The sequence below is a fragment of the Risungbinella massiliensis genome (assembly GCF_000942395.1).
GTDB classification, from domain to species: domain Bacteria; phylum Bacillota; class Bacilli; order Thermoactinomycetales; family Thermoactinomycetaceae; genus Risungbinella; species Risungbinella massiliensis.
In genome coordinates, this window is record NZ_LN812103.1 from 1,157,432 (window position 1) to 1,175,911 (window position 18,480).

Annotated in this window: 16 protein-coding genes; all 16 read left to right on the top strand. The window is 41.6% G+C overall.

All coding sequences use genetic code 11. From position 1 onward, the window contains the following. The first annotated feature begins 175 nt into the window (after positions 1-175). The 16 genes from VJ09_RS16955 to VJ09_RS17030 all read left to right on the top strand — a co-directional run bounded on the left by VJ09_RS16955 (position 176) and on the right by VJ09_RS17030 (position 18,476). On the top strand, positions 176-2,170 hold the full coding sequence (locus VJ09_RS16955) for a HelD family protein (protein ID WP_052807476.1): 1,995 nt from the start codon (positions 176-178) through the stop codon (positions 2,168-2,170). Between the two features lie 101 nt (positions 2,171-2,271). Further along, entirely contained in the window at positions 2,272-2,982 is a 711-nt protein-coding gene (locus VJ09_RS16960) for a ClpP family protease (RefSeq protein WP_044643003.1), read from the top strand. Then, positions 2,979-3,200 carry a YlzJ-like family protein gene (locus VJ09_RS16965; RefSeq protein ID WP_044642769.1) on the top strand — a complete coding sequence of 74 codons (222 nt, stop codon included), beginning with the start codon at positions 2,979-2,981 and terminating at the stop codon, positions 3,198-3,200. The genes VJ09_RS16960 and VJ09_RS16965 overlap by 4 nt, the downstream gene beginning before the upstream one ends. 184 nt (positions 3,201-3,384) lie before the next feature. Beyond that, positions 3,385-5,778, top strand: a complete 2,394-nt coding sequence (locus VJ09_RS16970) for an FtsK/SpoIIIE family DNA translocase (RefSeq protein ID WP_044642770.1) — start codon at positions 3,385-3,387, stop codon at positions 5,776-5,778. Positions 5,779-5,884: 106 nt separating this feature from the next. Beyond that, on the top strand, positions 5,885-7,411 hold the full coding sequence (locus VJ09_RS16975) for an ABC transporter ATP-binding protein (protein ID WP_044643004.1): 1,527 nt from the start codon (positions 5,885-5,887) through the stop codon (positions 7,409-7,411). Next, entirely contained in the window at positions 7,395-8,462 is a 1,068-nt protein-coding gene (locus VJ09_RS16980; protein ID WP_044642771.1) for an ABC transporter permease, read from the top strand. Before VJ09_RS16975 ends, VJ09_RS16980 begins: the two co-directional genes overlap by 17 nt. Continuing rightward, positions 8,455-9,390 carry an ABC transporter permease gene (locus VJ09_RS16985; protein WP_044642772.1) on the top strand — a complete coding sequence of 312 codons (936 nt, stop codon included), beginning with the start codon at positions 8,455-8,457 and terminating at the stop codon, positions 9,388-9,390. Before VJ09_RS16980 ends, VJ09_RS16985 begins: the two co-directional genes overlap by 8 nt. A 91-nt stretch (positions 9,391-9,481) precedes the next feature. Then, positions 9,482-10,498, top strand: a complete 1,017-nt coding sequence (locus VJ09_RS16990; RefSeq protein ID WP_044642773.1) for a BMP family lipoprotein — start codon at positions 9,482-9,484, stop codon at positions 10,496-10,498. Between the two features lie 19 nt (positions 10,499-10,517). Continuing rightward, positions 10,518-11,555 (top strand): BMP family lipoprotein, encoded by a 1,038-nt coding sequence (locus VJ09_RS16995; RefSeq protein ID WP_052807477.1) that lies wholly within the window; start codon positions 10,518-10,520, stop codon positions 11,553-11,555. 188 nt (positions 11,556-11,743) lie between these two features. Beyond that, on the top strand, positions 11,744-13,039 hold the full coding sequence (gene yfmF / locus VJ09_RS17000; RefSeq protein WP_230199175.1) for an EF-P 5-aminopentanol modification-associated protein YfmF: 1,296 nt from the start codon (positions 11,744-11,746) through the stop codon (positions 13,037-13,039). After that, entirely contained in the window at positions 13,036-14,331 is a 1,296-nt protein-coding gene (yfmH, locus tag VJ09_RS17005) for an EF-P 5-aminopentanol modification-associated protein YfmH (RefSeq protein ID WP_044642776.1), read from the top strand. Before yfmF ends, yfmH begins: the two co-directional genes overlap by 4 nt. 55 nt (positions 14,332-14,386) lie before the next feature. Then, positions 14,387-15,127, top strand: coding sequence for an elongation factor P 5-aminopentanone reductase (gene ymfI, locus VJ09_RS17010; RefSeq protein WP_044642777.1), 741 nt, complete (start codon positions 14,387-14,389; stop codon positions 15,125-15,127). A gap of 58 nt (positions 15,128-15,185) precedes the next feature. Beyond that, the gene (locus VJ09_RS17015; RefSeq protein WP_044642778.1) at positions 15,186-15,437 is read left to right on the top strand and encodes a DUF3243 domain-containing protein; all 252 of its coding nucleotides are present in this window, start codon (positions 15,186-15,188) and stop codon (positions 15,435-15,437) included. A gap of 190 nt (positions 15,438-15,627) precedes the next feature. Further along, positions 15,628-16,395, top strand: a complete 768-nt coding sequence (locus VJ09_RS17020) for a DUF3388 domain-containing protein (RefSeq protein ID WP_044642779.1) — start codon at positions 15,628-15,630, stop codon at positions 16,393-16,395. Between the two features lie 20 nt (positions 16,396-16,415). Next, positions 16,416-17,768, top strand: coding sequence for a helix-turn-helix domain-containing protein (locus VJ09_RS17025; RefSeq protein WP_044642780.1), 1,353 nt, complete (start codon positions 16,416-16,418; stop codon positions 17,766-17,768). A gap of 12 nt (positions 17,769-17,780) precedes the next feature. Next, complete coding sequence (locus VJ09_RS17030; protein ID WP_044642781.1) at positions 17,781-18,476, top strand: helix-turn-helix domain-containing protein; 696 nt, start codon at positions 17,781-17,783, stop codon at positions 18,474-18,476. Positions 18,477-18,480: the final 4 nt, after the last annotated feature.

Here is an 18,480-nt window from a genome sequence, read left to right on the forward strand (position 1 = left end):
AGATGGATTCAAGGTGTGGAGTTGTGCTCGCTTAGATTAACATAATTCAGAAGATAATTTCAATAACTTTCTATTGAACAAGTTCAAATTATCACTTGAAGAAACCTCATACCCTCATATTCAAAAGTTGGAGGTATTTGGTATATAATGAAAACTTCGAAAGGATGTGAGCGGAATGAAAGATCAAGAATTGGAACATGCAAAGTTGTCAGAAACGGTCCATTATATGAAGGAACAATTGTCGATCAAACAACAAATTCCTCGGTATACTGGTAAAGAACTGGTCGAGCAGGCATTAGATGATCAACGTCAACTACAGATTCAGGCGTTAAAACGAGCTTTGCCCTCTCCATATTTTGGACGGATTGATTTTCAAGAACAAGGAAAAGAAGGCTTTTTACCATACTACATAGGAAAACATGGCGTAGAAGGGGAGAATCAACAGATCCTAGTTGTGGATTGGCGTGCACCACTTGCTAGTATGTTCTATTCTTTTTCAGGGGCTAGTAGTCAAGCTGAATATGTAGCTCCTGAGGGGTTAATAGAAGGTGAAATTGCACTAAAACGCCATTTACATATACGAGAACAAGAACTAGAGAGGCTCGTCGATAGTTATATAAAAGGGGAAGAAGGAAGTGGAGGGGGAGACGAATATCTACTTTCTTTGCTAGAAGAAAAGAAAGACAGCAAATTACGAGATATTGTCTCCACCATTCAACAAGAACAAGATCAAATGATTCGAACGGAAAAAGATCAAGCAGTAGTTATTCAAGGGGTTCCTGGGTCGGGAAAAACAACGGTTGCCCTTCACCGGCTGGCATTTCTGCTTTATCAGTATCAAGAACAGCTAAAACCAGAGAAAATGATCATCTTTGCCCCAAACCGGATGTTTCTCGATTATATTTCGGATGTATTACCTGAGTTAGGCGTGGGCGGGGTTCAGCAGACTACTTTTTGGGAGTGGGCACAATCTATTTTAGAGGAACCGTTCACTTTTGGAGGAGACAGTGAAAAGACACAAGTGAAAGGTTCATTGGCATATAAGGAAGCCTTAGAAAAGTGGTTCCAATCTTGGACCCAGACCCGTCTTCCTAAAAAGTCGATTCCCTTATGGAGAAATAAAGAAATATCATTAGATTTATTAGAAAAATGGTTCACACAAGAATATCGCCATGAGCCTTTTGCCAAACGGATCGAGCGGATTGCGGCCAGATTGGAACGGCAAGTGGAGATGGAACATCGGGATATTCGGGGGATAGATCCTCGTGGTCAGTGGAAAAAAGAAGCAATGAAACTGATTCGCTCCACAGTGAAGAGTTGGAAAGTGCCGAAGGTGACTGAGTTGTATCGTCAATTTCATAAGGGATATTGGAATGAAAAGTCAAAAACATCATGGGAATGGAGCGATTTGGCTCCCTTGCTATTTCTTCATCACCAACTATATGGTGTTCCAAGTGAGTGGCAATACCAGCACGTGGTCGTAGATGAAGCGCAGGACTATTCTCCGTTTCAAATGGAAGTATTGAAGCAGCATGCAAGAGGAAGTTCATTTACCATTTTAGGGGATTTGCTCCAAACGATTTATCCAGAAAGAGGAATTCATCATTGGGAACAGTTTTTGTCTCTATTTCCATCTAATCGGTTCATTCTATTTCGCTTAACCCGTAGTTATCGTTCTACTCAAGAGATTATTCAATTTGCCAATAAGATTATTGCACCTTTTGTCGATCAGGAGCTATTAGCGGAGGCTGTCTCCCGTACGGGTGAATTGGTGACTTGTACCAAAGGATCCAAACAAGTTGTTCAGGTTGCGTTAACAGGCAAATTGGAAGAATTGAAGAGAAAAGGTCATAAAACAATTGCGATTATCGTTCGGAATGAAGAAGCGGCAAATGATTGGTCTAGGTGGTTGCAAATTCAAAAAATATCAGTTCAACAGCTTAGTTCTCACCAAGATCAGTATATGGGTGGGATTTCTATTGTGCCCATTCCGCTTAGTAAAGGGATGGAATTCGATGCGGTTCTGTTAGTAGATGTAACCAAGGAGAATTATCCGCTAGAAGAACACCATGCCAAACTACTCTTTGTAGGATGCACGAGAGCACTTCATGAATTGCACCTATTTACAGTAGGTGAGTTTAGTTCATTGATTCCTTTGAAAACTGACTAATTTTTATAGGAAGAGGTCAAACTAAGGTTATCATTTCCGGAAAATAGGTGACCAATATGACCAATGAACAAAATCCTGATTTCACACCAGATTCACCCAATATGCCGCCTGCAAAACCAGCAGAGGACGATTCCAACCGCCGCAAAAATAGCGTAATTAATGCCATTCAATCACTGGGACAGACGAATGTTCCGCAATTAGAATCTAACATTCACTGTCTGTCTGTAATTGGACAGATTGAAGGACATCTAGTGATGCCACCACAAAACAAAACTACAAAGTATGAACATGTAATTCCGCAAATTGTTGCCGCTGAGCAAAACCCAAAGATAGACGGTATGATTATCCTCTTAAATACAGTGGGAGGAGATGTAGAAGCTGGGCTTGCGATTGCAGAAATGATCGCAACGATGAGTAAACCTACCGTCTCGATTGTATTAGGGGGAGGTCACAGTATTGGGGTACCGATTGCAGTGGCAGCACAGCGTTCTTTTATAGCGGAAACAGCTACCATGACCATCCATCCTGTTCGGTTAACTGGATTGGTGATCGGAGTTCCTCAAACATTTGAGTACTTAGAGCGGATGCAGGAACGTGTTACCAAGTTTGTTTCCTCCCATTCACATATTACAGAAGAAAAGTTCAAAGAGCTGATGTTCCGGACAGGCGATCTTGCACGTGATATCGGAACCAATGTGATTGGTGCTGATGCGGTAGAGTATGGACTGATTGATCAAGTTGGTGGAATCTCCTCTGCGATCAAAGAACTAAATGCCATGATTGAGGCTCGTAAACAGGAGATTTTGCAATGATCCATTGGACTATTTATCCAACAGAGTATGTAGCTAGCCAATTTACTCCGGAAACATCTCTTCACATCGAAGAAGTCATGATACAGGGGATCTCGGTACAAATACTTGTCCAAGAAAATGGGGAAGCTCAAATCTTTCGAGTGTTAAGTAGTGATCCACAAGATTATTTACGTGCTGAGTTACAACCTGGCACTGCTGTCACGTTAGGTGTCAACTAAATAATTAGGACAAATAAAAGCACATGTTAGCTTTATTTGTCCTTTTTCTTTTCGTACACTTTTGGATAAAAAATGGAAGAGTGAATATCCGTTGCGACTTCCAAAAAATTCCGCCTATCCTACCAGTTGGTCATCTTTTCCTGCTATAATAGGGAATGGACTGGCATGATGTTGAGGTGGAATTATGGGAAGAAAGAGAAAAACACTAGAACAAGAAGTCTCAAAAAAAGAAAAATTGAAACAGGAACTGATATTTGAGATATATGGGATTGCCATTTTAGCAGTATCTATCATCACAATGGCTAGTTTTGGAGCCATCGGCCGAAATTTAACCTATTTATCTCGATTTATCGTCGGCAATTGGGATTTTCTTATCCCACTACTTGGGGTAGGTGTCGCTTTTTATGTAATGATCCGTCGTCGTTGGCCGAAAGAGTGGTCTCCTCGCTTGACTGGAATTTTAATCGTACTCCTCTCACTTTTGGCCCTCAATCATTTTCATACTTTTCAAGTCTATCAAGAACAGGGTTTTAATGGGAGTATCATGGATAAGACTTGGAATCTGTTATTAGAGGAACGTAATCATATGGAAAATCCGTCAGATGTAGGCGGAGGTATGGTAGGTGCTGTTCTTTACACCGTTTCCTACTTCTTGTTTGATGAGGTAGGAACAGTAATTGTGATAGGGGCCTTTATCTCAGTAGGAATTTTACTAAGCACTGGTTTTTCTTATGTCAAATTTCTCACGAATCTGCGAGAAAACTGGAAATTGAAAAAGGGGAACTGGAAAGAGCAACTGGCCAGTTTGCTATTAAACAAAAAAAGAACTAAAAAGCGTCGAAGATCGAAGCAAATTGTGCGGAATCACGAGAAAGAAGATTATTTATTAGAAGTAGATGGATTGGAAGAGCATGAAGTGGGAGAAGCACGAAAAGAATTAGCGCCGATCCCAATCTCGGACTTTGAGGATCACCCTATTGAACCCCTTCCTTTTAATAGGAAAGCTGAGCAGATGAGACTACCGTTAGAGCAAAGCATCCCAAGTCCTGAAAATACACCGGATGCTGTACGAGTCAACGTAAAAACCAAAAATCAAGAGCCACCTCTTTCTGAGGACAGTGTGGAAGTAACCTTCACGACAAAACCAGAAGAGGTTTTGCATTATGAAATACCACCATTTGATTTAATTCAAAAACCTGATAAAGCTCCTAGTGTCAATCGTAATGAACTAAGTACCAATGGAAAGAAACTGGCATCCACACTCCAGAGTTTTGGAGTTCAGGTGAAGGTAGTACATATCCATCGTGGTCCTGCAGTAACACGATACGAGTTACAACCAGAAGTAGGGGTGAAAGTGAGTCGTGTCGTAAGTCTAGCAGATGATATTGCCCTAGCTCTCGCAGCCAAAGGGATTCGTATCGAGGCACCCATTCCGGGTAAATCGGCTATTGGAATCGAGGTACCTAACTCTGAGATTTCGATGGTGGGACTTCGTGATATTTTAGAAGCGAATGCGTATCAGAAAGAAAAATCCAAACTGGCAATGGCATTAGGACGTGATATTGCAGGAGAGCCAGTTGTAGGAAATTTGGCGAAGATGCCACATCTTCTGATTGCAGGAGCAACAGGGGCCGGAAAAAGTGTCTGTATTAATGCGATTTTAATTAGCCTACTCTATAAGGCGAAACCAGATGAAGTGAAATTAATGATGATTGACCCCAAAATGGTAGAGCTAAACGTCTACAATGGGATACCTCATTTATTAGCACCTGTAGTGACAGATCCACGAAAAGCAGCAATCGCACTCAAAAAAGTGGTTCAAGAGATGGAAAAACGCTATGAACGATTTGCCAAAAACGGTGCTCGAGACATTGAGCGATACAATCAGATTGCACAAGAGAACCCAGAGCTAGAACGGCTCCCGTATATTGTCGTGGTAGTAGATGAGTTAGCAGACCTGATGATGGTAGCTCCAGCGGATGTAGAAGATGCAATCTGTCGCTTAGCTCAAATGGCCCGTGCGGCTGGAATCCATTTAATAATTGCGACTCAGCGTCCATCGGTAGATGTCATTACCGGGGTCATAAAAGCCAATATTCCATCCAGGATCGCTTTTGCGGTCTCTTCTTCAGCAGATTCACGAACGATTTTGGACATGGGTGGGGCAGAAAAACTTCTTGGACGTGGAGATATGCTCTATCTTCCAATTGGAGCATCCAAACCGACACGTGTTCAAGGAACATATTTATCTGATGAGGAAGTAGAGGCAGTAGTTCAGTTTGTTCAGAATCAGCAGAAGCCAGATTATCAAGAAGAGATGATCCCAACTACTCAAGATGTAAAAAATACAGATGATTTTCAAGATGAATTATTTGAACAGGCGATCGAACTAGTTATCGATTCCAAGACAGCCTCTGTTTCCATGCTACAACGACGTTTTCGGATTGGTTATTCCCGTGCAGCTAGATTGATTGATATGTTGGAGGCACGTGGAGTAGTAGGACCATATGAGGGAAGTAAACCACGTGAGGTACTATGGACAAGAGAGCAGCTTCTTCAAGAAAAGCAGACATCTTAAGTCATAGAAATGAGACAATTACACATGCTAAAGTCAAGGTGCTAGCGGTACCCCCGCTAGCTTTTTTATTTCCTCAAGGGAGGAATTGTATGTGAATGTGGTAGAAATGCGAAATATAACAAAACGTTTTGGTAAGTTTACTGCCAACGATCAAATCAATCTGGCAGTAAAGCAAGGAGAGATTCATGCGCTGCTTGGAGAAAACGGAGCAGGAAAATCGACTCTGATGAACATTCTTTTTGGGTTATACCAGGCAGATGAAGGAGAGGTTTGGATCAAAGAGCAGAAGGTAGAAATCGACGATCCAACTATAGCAAATCGTTTAGGGATTGGCATGGTTCATCAGCACTTTATGTTGGTGGAGCCGTTTACTGTTACAGAGAACATCATTTTGGGCGACGAACGAACTTCAGGAAAAATTGATTTTAGGCAAGCAGAGAAGCGAATACAAGAGCTGTCTGATCGTTACAAATTACGAGTTGATCCCAGGGCAAAAGTAGCAGACATCTCAGTTGGAATGCAACAACGTGTCGAAATCCTAAAGACACTTTATCGTGGAGCCGATACGTTGATCTTTGATGAACCTACTGCTGTGCTCACCCCACAGGAGATCGAAGAATTAACAGAGATCATGCGTGGGTTAGTTCGTGAAGAGAAGACCATTATATTTATAACTCATAAATTGAAAGAGATTATGCGAACAGCGGATCGTTGTACTGTAATACGGCGTGGCAAAGTAATGGATACCGTCAACATACACGAAACAGATGAGAAAAAGTTAGCTGCCCTTATGGTAGGGCGCGAAGTCTCGTTTGATCTGTCCAAACAAAAGGCACAACCTGGAAAGTCAGTGCTCCAGATAGATCAATTAGTCGTGAAAGGCACAGATAATAGTAATGTGGTAGATGGACTATCACTGGATGTGAAAGCTGGCGAGATTGTAGGAATAGCTGGGGTAGATGGGAATGGACAAAGTGAATTGATTGAGGCGTTGGCGCGTTTTCGTGCAATAGAGTCTGGAACGATTCGAGTGAAAGATCAAGTGATTAATTCGTTCAAACCTCGTAAAATGACCGGACTTGGATTTGGTCATATTCCAGAAGACAGGCAAAAACGTGGCTTGGTTTTGGACTTTACAGTAAGTGAGAATATGATTTTGCAAACTTACTATCTCCCACCATTTAAAAAGGGGCTCTCCATTCAGTATGCTAAAGCGGACCAGTTTGCCCGTGATCTTATTTCGGAATATGATGTGCGCACCCAAGATGAACATACTCTTGCCCGCTCTCTGTCTGGTGGGAATCAACAAAAAGTAATTATCGCTAGAGAGCTATCCCGCGAACCTGAACTACTTATCGCCGCACAGCCGACTCGTGGAATGGATGTTGGTGCGATTGAGTTTATCCATCGTCGAATTATAGATCATCGAGATAAGGGAGGCGCTGTCCTTCTCTTTTCTTTAGAGTTAGATGAGGTGCTAAAGCTAAGTGATCGATTAGCTGTTATATATGAAGGTAAAATCCAAGGTTGGGTGAATCCGCAGACGGTAACCGAAGAGGAATTAGGGTACCTGATGGCAGGTGGACAAAATGTGGTAGCAAAGGAGGAGACAGAGAGTGAAAATCCTATCTAAGTTGAATCGCCAATCTAGTTTTTGGACCTCTCTTCTCTCTGTTTTTATTGGCTTAATAATTGGTGCCATAGCCATGATCGCTTCTGGTTATGATCCTCTAGATGCTTATGGAGCTTTGTTTGGGAGTTCCTTATTACAACGATACGATCTAGGAGAGACAATCCGAACGATTTCGCCTCTTATTTTTACTGGTTTGGCAGTCGCAGTCGCCTTTCGGACCGGACTGTTTAATATTGGGGTGGAAGGGCAATTTTTAGTAGGTCAATTGACCGCAGTTATCATTGGATTACTGATCCCATTGCCTCCTGTAGCTCATGCGATTATCTCTCTTATTGTAGGAGCTTTGGCTGGTGCTCTATGGGCGTCTATTCCCGGTGTTTTAAAGGCAACAAGAGGTGTACATGAGGTAATTATTAGTATCATGATGAACTTTATTGCACTATATCTCTCCAATGTATTGGTTCGCCAAGTGTTAGCTCCAGGTAGAGACTCTACTGATCGTATTTTGGATACTGCATCGATACGCTCTCCTGGTTTGTCGGAACTATTTGAGGGTGCTAGATTACATTTTGGAATCTTACTTGCACTGCTCGCTACAATCTTGGTTAGTTGGCTTCTCTTTAAAAGTGCACTTGGTTTTCAATTACGAGCAGTAGGCTACAATCCGCTGGCAGCCGAGTATGCAGGGATAAAGGTGAAAAAAAATATCGTAGCTTCGATGATGATTAGTGGGTCACTCGCTGGTTTAGCTGGTGCCACTGAATTACTCGGAACTAGTGAGTATCTTGCGATTCAAGATGCCTTTACTGGTATCGGCTTCGACGGAATTGCTGTCTCTTTACTTGGTGGAAATACACCGATCGGAGTGGTGCTGGCTTCCATACTATTTGGGGTTTTGACTTATGGTGGAGGCAACATGCAATTTGTCGCAGGAGTGCCGTTTGAAGTGATTCGTATTGTCTTTGCTGCCATTATTTTATTAGTTGCTGCCAATATATCAGGAAAACTATTCCGTGCTTTCCGCAAAAAAAGGGGGGAGGCCAATGCTTGATACGATTACCAGCATTTTGTCAACTACTATCTTGTACGCTACTCCTCTCTTATTAGCGGGATTAGGTGGGCTTTACTCTGAACGATCTGGAGTGGTCAATATTGGTTTGGAAGGATTAATGACCATAGGAGCTTTTACTGCTGCTCAGATGACGATCGTGACGGGAAGCGCATGGTTGGGACTGTTATCTGCTATAATCGCTGGGATCTTGTTGGCTCTCCTTCACGCAGTAGCGACCATCACGTTTCAAGCGGATCAAGTGGTAACAGGAGTAGCGATCAATTTTCTTGCCGTTGGTCTATCCGTCTACTTAGTGAAACGTATCTATGAAGGAGCAGGTCAGACACCTGTTGTTCCTGTAAAGCTAGAGCCACTCTACATCCCTTTTCTTAGTGATATTCCAATAATAGGACCTGCTCTCTTTCGCGCATATCCAACCACTTATATTGCCTTATTGGCGGTCCTATTCACTTCGTGGCTTCTCTATCAAACTCCTTTTGGCTTACGCCTAAGAGCAATTGGTGAGCATCCCCATGCCGCAGAAACAGCAGGAGTTTCCGTAATTTCCCGTCGATATGTGGCTGTCATGATCAGTGGGGCACTTGCAGCTATTGGTGGAGCTGGTCTCTCTATTGCGATTGGCAGTGAATTCAGTCTAGTGACCGTAGCAGGCCAAGGTTTTATCGCACTCGCAGCACTTATATTTGGAAAATGGCGTCCTTTTGGCTTATTGGGAGCTGGTTTGTTCTTTGGTTTTGCAGTAGCGTTAGCATTAATCGGGCAAATCTTTGGTTTGACTGCTTATGTACCAAGTGAAGTATTGAATATGATTCCCTATCTCTTTACCATCTTGGCACTCGCTGGTTTTGTTGGGCGAGCACAATCACCAGCAGCACTTGGTAAACCATATCAAAAAGGAACACGATGAAGTGTCGGGTAAAATCCGGCACTTTTTTCCTTCTTGTAAAGCCAAAACCGTTGGACATACTAACGGCATTAAGAGGAAAGGAGACAGTTTTATGAAATGGAAAAAAGCTTTTCCCTTTATGCTTTCTCTTTTAGTGCTCGCTGGGTGTGCCACCGACACGAAAAATGAGGGGAATCAAGGAGCACCACAGGATGGAACGAAAGGTTCTTTCAAGATTGGGATGGTAACAGATACAGGAGGAATCAATGACGAATCATTCAACCAATCTGCTTGGAATGGAATTACAAGAGCGGGGAAAGACCTACCTGCAGATGTAAAATATTTAGAATCGAAACGTTCAGATGATTTTATTCCCAACCTGACCCGATTTGCTCGAGAAAAACGCAACATTATCTGGGGAATTGGGTTTCGTCTAGATAAGGCAATTATAGAAGCAGCGAATCAATTTCCTGATAGTAATTTTGGTATGGTTGATTCAGATTTAGGTGGAAAAGTACCGAAAAATGCGATTGCTGTTACGTTTAGAGAGGCAGAAGGTTCTTATTTAATGGGAGTTTTGGCTGGGCTTAGTACGAAAACGAACAAGGTTGGTTTTGTAGGTGGGGTGTCAAGTCCGCTTATTAAAAAGTTTGAGTCGGGGTTTGTTGCAGGAGTGAAAGAAGTGAATCCAAAGGCAACCGTTCAAGTCGCTTATGCAGAATCTTTTACAGACGCTACTAAGGGTCGATCCTTAGCTGCTAACCTATACAATGGTGGAGCTGATATCATTTTCCATGCAGCAGGTGGTACTGGAAAAGGAGTATTTGATGAGGTGAAGACGAGAGAAAAAGGAAAGTTTTTTGTTATTGGTTGTGATCAAGACCAAGCACGTCTCGCGCCAGATCATACCCTTAGTTCGCTTGTAAAACGAGTAGATGCTGCTGTCTACGATATCTCGAAACAAGTGAAAGAGGGGAACGCAAAACTTGGTAGAGTGATCACTCTTGGTTTGAAAGAAGATGCACTGTCTTTTCCACAATCCAAATTGGTGAAACCAGAAGTGACTCAAAAAGTAGAAGAATATAAGCAAAAAATAATCAAGGGAGATATCAATGTCCCAAGTAAGTAAGAAATCAAGGAGTGGAAAAATGAGATCGTGGAAAAAGTGGACAGGTGCCATCGTAGCGATCAGCCTAATTGGAACTGCCTGTGCAAACGCAAATAATAATGAAAATCAAACAACAAACCAAGGTAATGGTGGCAAAGATACATTTCAAATTGGCATGGTAACGAACGTAGGTGGGATTAATGACCAATCTTTTAATGAGATTACATGGACAGGTCTGACTCGTGCAGGAAAAGAGTTACCAGCAGATGTGAAGTATTTAGAGTCTAAACGGGAAGATGACTACGTCCCTAACTTGACACGTTTTGCAAGAGAGAAGAGAGATCTAATCTGGGGAGTGGGATTTAAGTTTGAAAAAGCCCTTCCTGAGGTAGCCAAACGTTTTCCAGAGCAAACATTTGGTGTGGTTGATACCAATCTAAATAATCAGGTACCCAAAAATGTAGCTGCAATTACGTTCCGTGAAGAGGAGGGATCCTATCTCATGGGTGTAATGGCAGGGCTCACAACAAAAACGAATAAAGTCGGTTTTGTAGGAGGAATCAGTTCGCCTCTTATCAAACGATTTGAAGTGGGATATCGTGCAGGAGTAAAAGCTGTTAATCCGAAAGCAACCGTTCAAGTAGCATATACGGAAAGTTTTACAGATGCTACCAAAGCTCGTTCGATTGCCTCCAACATGTACAATGGTGGTGCCGACGTAATTTACCATGCTGCGGGTGGGGCTGGAAAAGGTGTTTTTGATGAAGCCAAAACGAGAGATGTTGGAAAATATTTTGTTATTGGCGCAGACTTGGATCAGTCTAATCTAGCACCTAATCATACGCTAAGCTCGATGGTAAAACGTTTGGACAAAGCAGTATACGATTTTTCCAAACAAGTAAAAGATCGTACTGCTACGTTAGGAACGGTAACTGATCTAGGATTAAAAGAGGATGGAATTGCGTATCCTTATTCCAAGTATGTAACACCAGAAGTGAAAGCCAAGGTAGAAGAATATAAACAAAAAATTGTGCAAGGCCAGATCAAGGTACCCAAGACAGAAGCGGAATTGAAATAATCATGATTGCTAGCGCTTAGATCAAAATTCGTGAGCGAACGAATTTTGATCTAAGGAAGCGTAAGCTTAAAAGAAACAAAGGTGTTCGTAAAATAGGCTTTTTTTGTAAAAATATTTAGTCAATCAAATTTGTTAGGATATAATAGAAGTAGTGTGTATCTCCAATACAGAGATGGGGTATGAAACCAATGCAAGGAAGTTTTCAAACCATTGCATTAGGAAGTATTAACTTACATGTATTACCAAGTGAAAAGTTTAAAACAACTTCGTTTTCCATTTTTTTGAGACAGAAGTTACAAGCGGAAACAGTGACGAAACATGCCCTTCTTTCTAATGTATTACAGAGAGGGACAAGTCGCTTCCCTACATCAGTTCAATTACGCCGAGAGCTAGAAAATCTCTATGGTGCTGGATTCTTTGCAGATGTAATGAAAAAAGGGGAGCTTCATCTTCTACAGATCGGATTGGATATTGCCAATGAGCAATACCTCAGTTCCAAAGAACCTCTTTTGGAAAAAGGAATTCAGTTGTTAGTAGAAGTGTTAACAGACCCTGCTTTAGAAGGAAAAGCATTCCCAGATAAGGTGGTAGAATCAGAGAAAAAAGTATTAAAGCAGCGAATTGAAAGTCTCCAAGATGACAAGATTCGCTATGCGGCCGTTCGTTGCTCAGAAGAGTTATGCAAAGGAGAACCATATGCTCTGTTTGGTCTAGGTACAGTAGAAGATCTAGCAACGATTGATGGTTCGGAACTTTATACATACTACCAAGACCTATTACAAACTGCTCCTATCGATATTTACTGCGTAGGGAATGTGGACAGCGCACAAGTGCAACAAATATTGCAAAAGTACTTGCCTAGTGCGCTCACTGAAGCGAAACGAACAGAACTTGTCTCCATGATCTCTGATTCAAAGCCAACAAAGGAACAAGAAAAAGAGGTAGTGGATCATCTTGATGTACAACAAGGAAAGTTAAATTTGGGCTTACGTACCCAAATTTCGTTTGCGGAGGAAGATTATCCTGCTCTTCTAATGTATAACGGGATTTTAGGTGGATTCCCTCACTCCAAGCTATTCCGAAACGTTCGGGAGAAGGAGAGCTTGGCCTATTATTGTTCATCGCAAATCGAGAGTTTAAAAGGGCTATTATTCATCCAATCGGGAATTGAAATTGGAAATTATGAAAAAGCAGTACAAATAATCAAAGAACAATTGAGTGCGATGAAAGCAGGAGAGATTACGGAGAACGAACTTGAACAAACACGTGCAACTCTCTCCAATCAATATCGTCAGCAATTAGATCGTCCATTTGATCTGATTGGTTATCACTTCCATCAAATGATTAGCAAGCGGGAACGAAAATTGATGGATCTATTATTGCAATTGCAACAGGTGACCAAATCAGATATTCAGGCTGTTGCACAAAAAGTAAATCTAGAGGTTGTATACTTCTTGCGTGATAAAGGAGGGGAATCTGCGTGAAGCCTATCCATTATGAGCAACTCCAAGAAACGCTTTACCAAGAAGAGCTTCCCAATGGTTTACAAGTCTATATCTTACCTAAACCAGGATATAGTAAGACCTATGCCACTTTTACTACGAAGTACGGCTCCATTGACAATACATTCCAAGTAAAAGGAAAAGAGAAGCATCAAGTTCCAGACGGTATAGCCCATTTTTTAGAGCACAAGATGTTTGAACAAGAATCTGGTGAAGATGTGTTTCAATCTTTTTCCCGCCAAGGTGCTTCTGCCAATGCCTTTACTAGTTTCACTCGGACTGCATATCTCTTCTCTGCGACCGAACAAGTAGAAGAGAATCTAACCACCTTGTTGGATTATGTTCAAAGTCCCTACTTTACCGATCAAAACGTGGAAAAGGAAAAAGGGATTATTGGTCAAGAGATCAGAATGTACGATGATAATCCGGACTGGCGTTCTTATTTTGGATTAATTGAAGCGATGTACCATAAACATCCTGTTCATATTGATATTGCAGGTACAGTAGAGTCGATTGCTAAGATTACGAAAGAGATGCTCTACACTTGTTATAATACGTTCTACCACCCAAGTAATATGGTGATGTTTGTTGTAGGGGCAGTTGATCCGGAAAAAACGATGACGCTAATTCGAGAAAATCAAGCTAAAAAAGAGTTTGAACCACAAGGAGAAATATTGCGTTACTTTGAGGCAGAGCCAGAAAGTGTGGCTACTAAACGCAATGTGGCAGAATTAAGCGTGGGAATCTCCAAGTGTTTCTTTGGATTTAAAGAACGTATGGACCGAGTGCAACAGACAGGAAATGATCTCATTCGCCAAGAATTGACCACCTCCATTTTCTTGGAAGCGCTATTAGGTAGTGGAAGTGATCTTTATCAATCGCTTTATGATGAAGGTCTGATTGATGATAACTTTAGCTTTGATTATTCACTTGATACTGGTTATGGATTCTCTGTAATGGGTGGGGATACCCAAGATCCAGATCGTTTGCTTGCTAGAATAGAAAAGGAATTACCTGAATTAGTGCAAAAGGGTCTGACGGAGCAAGAGTTTGAACGAATCCGTAAAAAGAAGATTGGGTCTAATCTCCGGATGCTAAACTCGCCAGAGTGGATCGCAAATCAATTTACTGCTTATCGGTTCCGTGAGTCCGATCTCTTTGAGATTATTCCTGTGTTAGAGTCGCTAACGCTACAAGATGTAAATGACCGGATGAAAGAGCATGTTGATTTTGACCGATTTGCAGTATCATTAGTAGTTCCCAAAAAGGCATAAATGGTGAAAAGCTCTTTCCTTTATGGGGAAAGGGCTTTTTTAGGAGGAGAAATATGTGAGAGGGCAAGTTGCATGGATCAGTGGAGCGAGTGGGGGAATTGGTCAAGGAATTGCCAAAGAATTAGCCAAGCATGGTGTGCAGATAGCGGTTTGTTACCGTTCCAATAAACAGGCAGCGTATGAAGTGGTACAACAGTGTCAAGAATTAGGTGCGACAGCTACTGCATATCATCTAGATGTTCGCGATCTGGATTCGGTCACTTCTTGTTATCAACAAATCAGTTGGTCTTTGGGAAAGCCAGACATTGTTATACATGCAGCAGGTGATACGGAGTATGGGCTGTTTCAAGATATGGCATCTGCTGTTTATGATCGTCTGTTTGATGTACATGTTCGTGGAGCATACCATATGACCCAAACCGCTCTCCCATCCTTATTAGAAAAACGCAGTGGTCGTATTATCTTACTTTCCTCAATTTGGGGAGAGACAGGTGGTGCTGGAGAAGTGCTCTATTCTGCTGCCAAAGGAGCGATCAATGGAATGACGAAAGCATTGGGAAAAGAACTGGCTCCTTCTGGAATTACGGTAAATGCGGTAGCTCCTGGAGCGATCTCAACTCCATTACTGCACAAGCAATTAACCGAAGAAGAACAGCAAGCATTAAAAGAGGAGATTCCCACTGGTCGGATTGGCACAGTAGAGGATGTAGCGGGTTGTGTACGATTTCTTGTGTCTGATGAAGCATCTTATATAACTGGACAAGTTCTACATGTAAATGGTGGTTGGTATACATAAGAATGAAATCCATCGGGCAGATTATCAATAGAATGATTAATCAGCAGGAGGGATTTACATGTCCGTATTGGATAACTTCGGTGAATGGAAAGGTTTCTTGGCAAACCGCCTTCAACAAGCAGAAGGACTAGGTATGGATCGTGAATCGATTAGTGACCTAGCATATCAATTGGGGGATTATTTAGCACAAGATATTAATCCTCAAAATGAGCAAGAAAGACTATTAAAAGATTTATGGGATGTCGCAGATGAGCAAGAACAACGTACAATGGCAAATCTCATGATCAAATTAGTAGACAACCAAGCATAATATTATAGATAGGACGTTCATTAAAAAAGGACGTCCTTTTTATTGCCATAATTTCGTTCAAATTTATCCAGAATTCAAACTATTAGTTTGCTTACTTCGCACGCTATTTCTTATATGCTATACTTGAAAACATAAATCTTTCTCTATATTTCTATGTTTTTTACTTGTATGGAAAGGTGTGTTTCCCAACATGGAGAATAATGACTGGTACTTGGAGTATCAAATTCACCGAAATAAACCAGGCCTATTGGGAGACCTCGCTTCCTTACTAGGTATGCTTTCCATAAATATCATCACCATCAATGGGGTGGATAATCGTCGTCGAGGAATGTTAATACGGACGGATGATCAGGGAAAGATTGAAGCTTTACGTAATATTTTAATTCGTTCAGAGTACATCACCCTAACGGCATTACGACCTCCAAAATTGATGGATCGTATGGCGGTTCGTCATGGTCGATATCTGGATCGTTGTTCAGAGGACATGAGAACATACCGATTTACGAGGGATGAAATTGGTTTATTGGTCGATTTTTTGGCTGAAATCTTCCAACGTGATGGGCATCAACTAATTGGAATACGGGGGATGCCACGTGTTGGAAAAACCGAATCAATTGTAGCTTCAAGCGTCTGTGCAAATAAGCGATGGACATTTGTCTCTTCAACATTACTCAAACAGACAGTTCGTAGACAGCTAGGTATGGATGAGATATCTAGCAATCATGTTTACATAATCGATGGAATTGTGTCTACTATGAGAGCGAATGAAGAACATGGTGTGTTATTACGAGACATTTTACGTATGAAAGCGACCAAAGTTATCGAGCATCCTGATATTTTTGTTCGCGAAACAGAGTATACGATGGACGATTTTCATTATATTATTGAACTTCGGAATGATCCCGAAGAAGAAATTCGATATGATGCGATTGACACGGATATTCGACAAGGATTTTAAAAAGTAAGGAGGGAAGCGAGTTGGGAATTGGTAGTGCATTACGACAAGCTAGGGAAAAAATGGGCTATACACTAGAAGAGATGGCAGAAATCACCAATATCAATATTAAGTATCTACAATCATTGGAACAGGATCAATTCGATCAACTGCCAAGTGAATTCTATGTGCGAATTTTCATGAAAAACTATGCAAAACGGATTGGTTTAGATCATCAACCGTTACTTGATGCCTATGACTCCTTCTTAGAAAATCAAGATGAAAGTTCTATTTCTACTTATGGCAATGCAACACAACCAGAACATGGCTTTTCTTTGGCCGAGACGAAACAAAAAGCGACTCAGTTAGAAGAAGGGCAAAACCCCGTTCTACAAACTTATTTTCAACCACCTCTTAGAGGGGCAAACGGTAGTCGTTTCCCTTCATTACTATCCGAAAAAGAGCAGCCTCAAGAGGCTCCAAATCGGAGTAGCACATTTCTCCCATCTTTGCCTAAACAACAAAGATCAGAAGAGGAATGGAAACAACCTACTATGGAGAACAGGGAATCCCCTGTCATTCCATCTACTCCTCAAGCTAGAGTTGGAGCGGTTAATGCTCCGCCATATCCACCTATTGGTACAGGCAATATGAAGAAACATAGAGGTTCGGAATCGGCACGTAATCCTGGGCCTATTCCACAACAGCAATTTTTGGGTTTACCAGCACCGACCTCTACTCATATGAATCCTACACCAGTACAGGAATCATATGAGACATCGCGACCAGTTCGCAAATTTGTGTCTCCTACTAGGGAGAGTTCTACTGTTACAGGAGCTATGAATCCACCAAAGCGGGAATCATTTGAAACCTCGCGACCAACAAGTAGATTGATGTCAACGTCTAGGGAAAGTTCTACTGTTACAACAGGTTTGATGTCCAATCGACCTGGATTCGATTCATATGAATCGCAGCCGCAGAGTAGACTTGTACCTCCTAACAGAGAAAGCTCTACTGTTACAACAGGTTTGATGTCCAACCGATCTGGCCTTGATTCATATGATTCACGACCACAGAGTAAACTTGTGCCTCCTAACAGAGAAAGTTCTACTGTTACAGGTTCGATGTCCAATCGACCTGGTTTTGATTCATATGATTCGCGACCACAAAGTAGGTTTATGCCTCCTAACAGAGAAAGCTCTACTGTATCAGGCTCCATGCCTAATTTTGCGAATGACAAGAATCGCAAAGGAATTCAGCCGTCGGAGTTTAAACCACGTAGTCAGACACATGGCAAAAGGGAAGAAGAGTATGAGCCTAGGGGTCCGTGGATTGTTATTACGATTACGATGATTTTAACAGCAGCGGGTACTGTTTATTACTTGTTCTACGTTTAATGAGGTGATCTTTTGTCAGTCGAAATTGGAAAACAATTGAAGCAAGCAAGGGAACAACAAGGGATTTCACTGGATGAAATGGCCTATTCCACTCGGATTGACAAAAATTTTTTAATAGCATTAGAGAAAGGTAACTGGGATGCACTTCCAGGACCAATCTATGTAAAATCCTATCTACGTACTTATACGTTGACAGTTGGATTAGACCCAAAACAAGTAATGAGACAAACTTCTAGTATTCGAACAACGAAACAACCTAATACAGGAGCCCGTACCCCTTCGCGCGTTGGACGGCGAGACAGGGAAGAGGTTGCCTCGATCGTCCTTGAAGAGGAGTATCAGTCGGAAGAAGAAGTAGCGCCTTCTCGAACTGCAACGGTACCTAGTCGATCGGAACGGTTACAAGAGACCACTCCATCTCGTTTAAAAAGGGGGGTCTCTTCTCCTAATCATGAGATGCAGGAGAAATTCTCCGAAGAGAAGTCCAATAGAAGAATAAAGGAAAAGGGAGCAAATACAGAGAAGAAGAAAAAAAAAGCTACATTTGGAGTCTTTTATACTAGATTCCTTATTCTAATTGGTATCTTGCTACTTGTGGCTGGTGGTTATGTTTTTTGGCTACGATCTTCCTCAAGCGAAGTAACATCTGAGAATGCTATGCCAAATTGGATAATTGACAAGCCTCCTATTACTTCACATCTTATGTAATAGG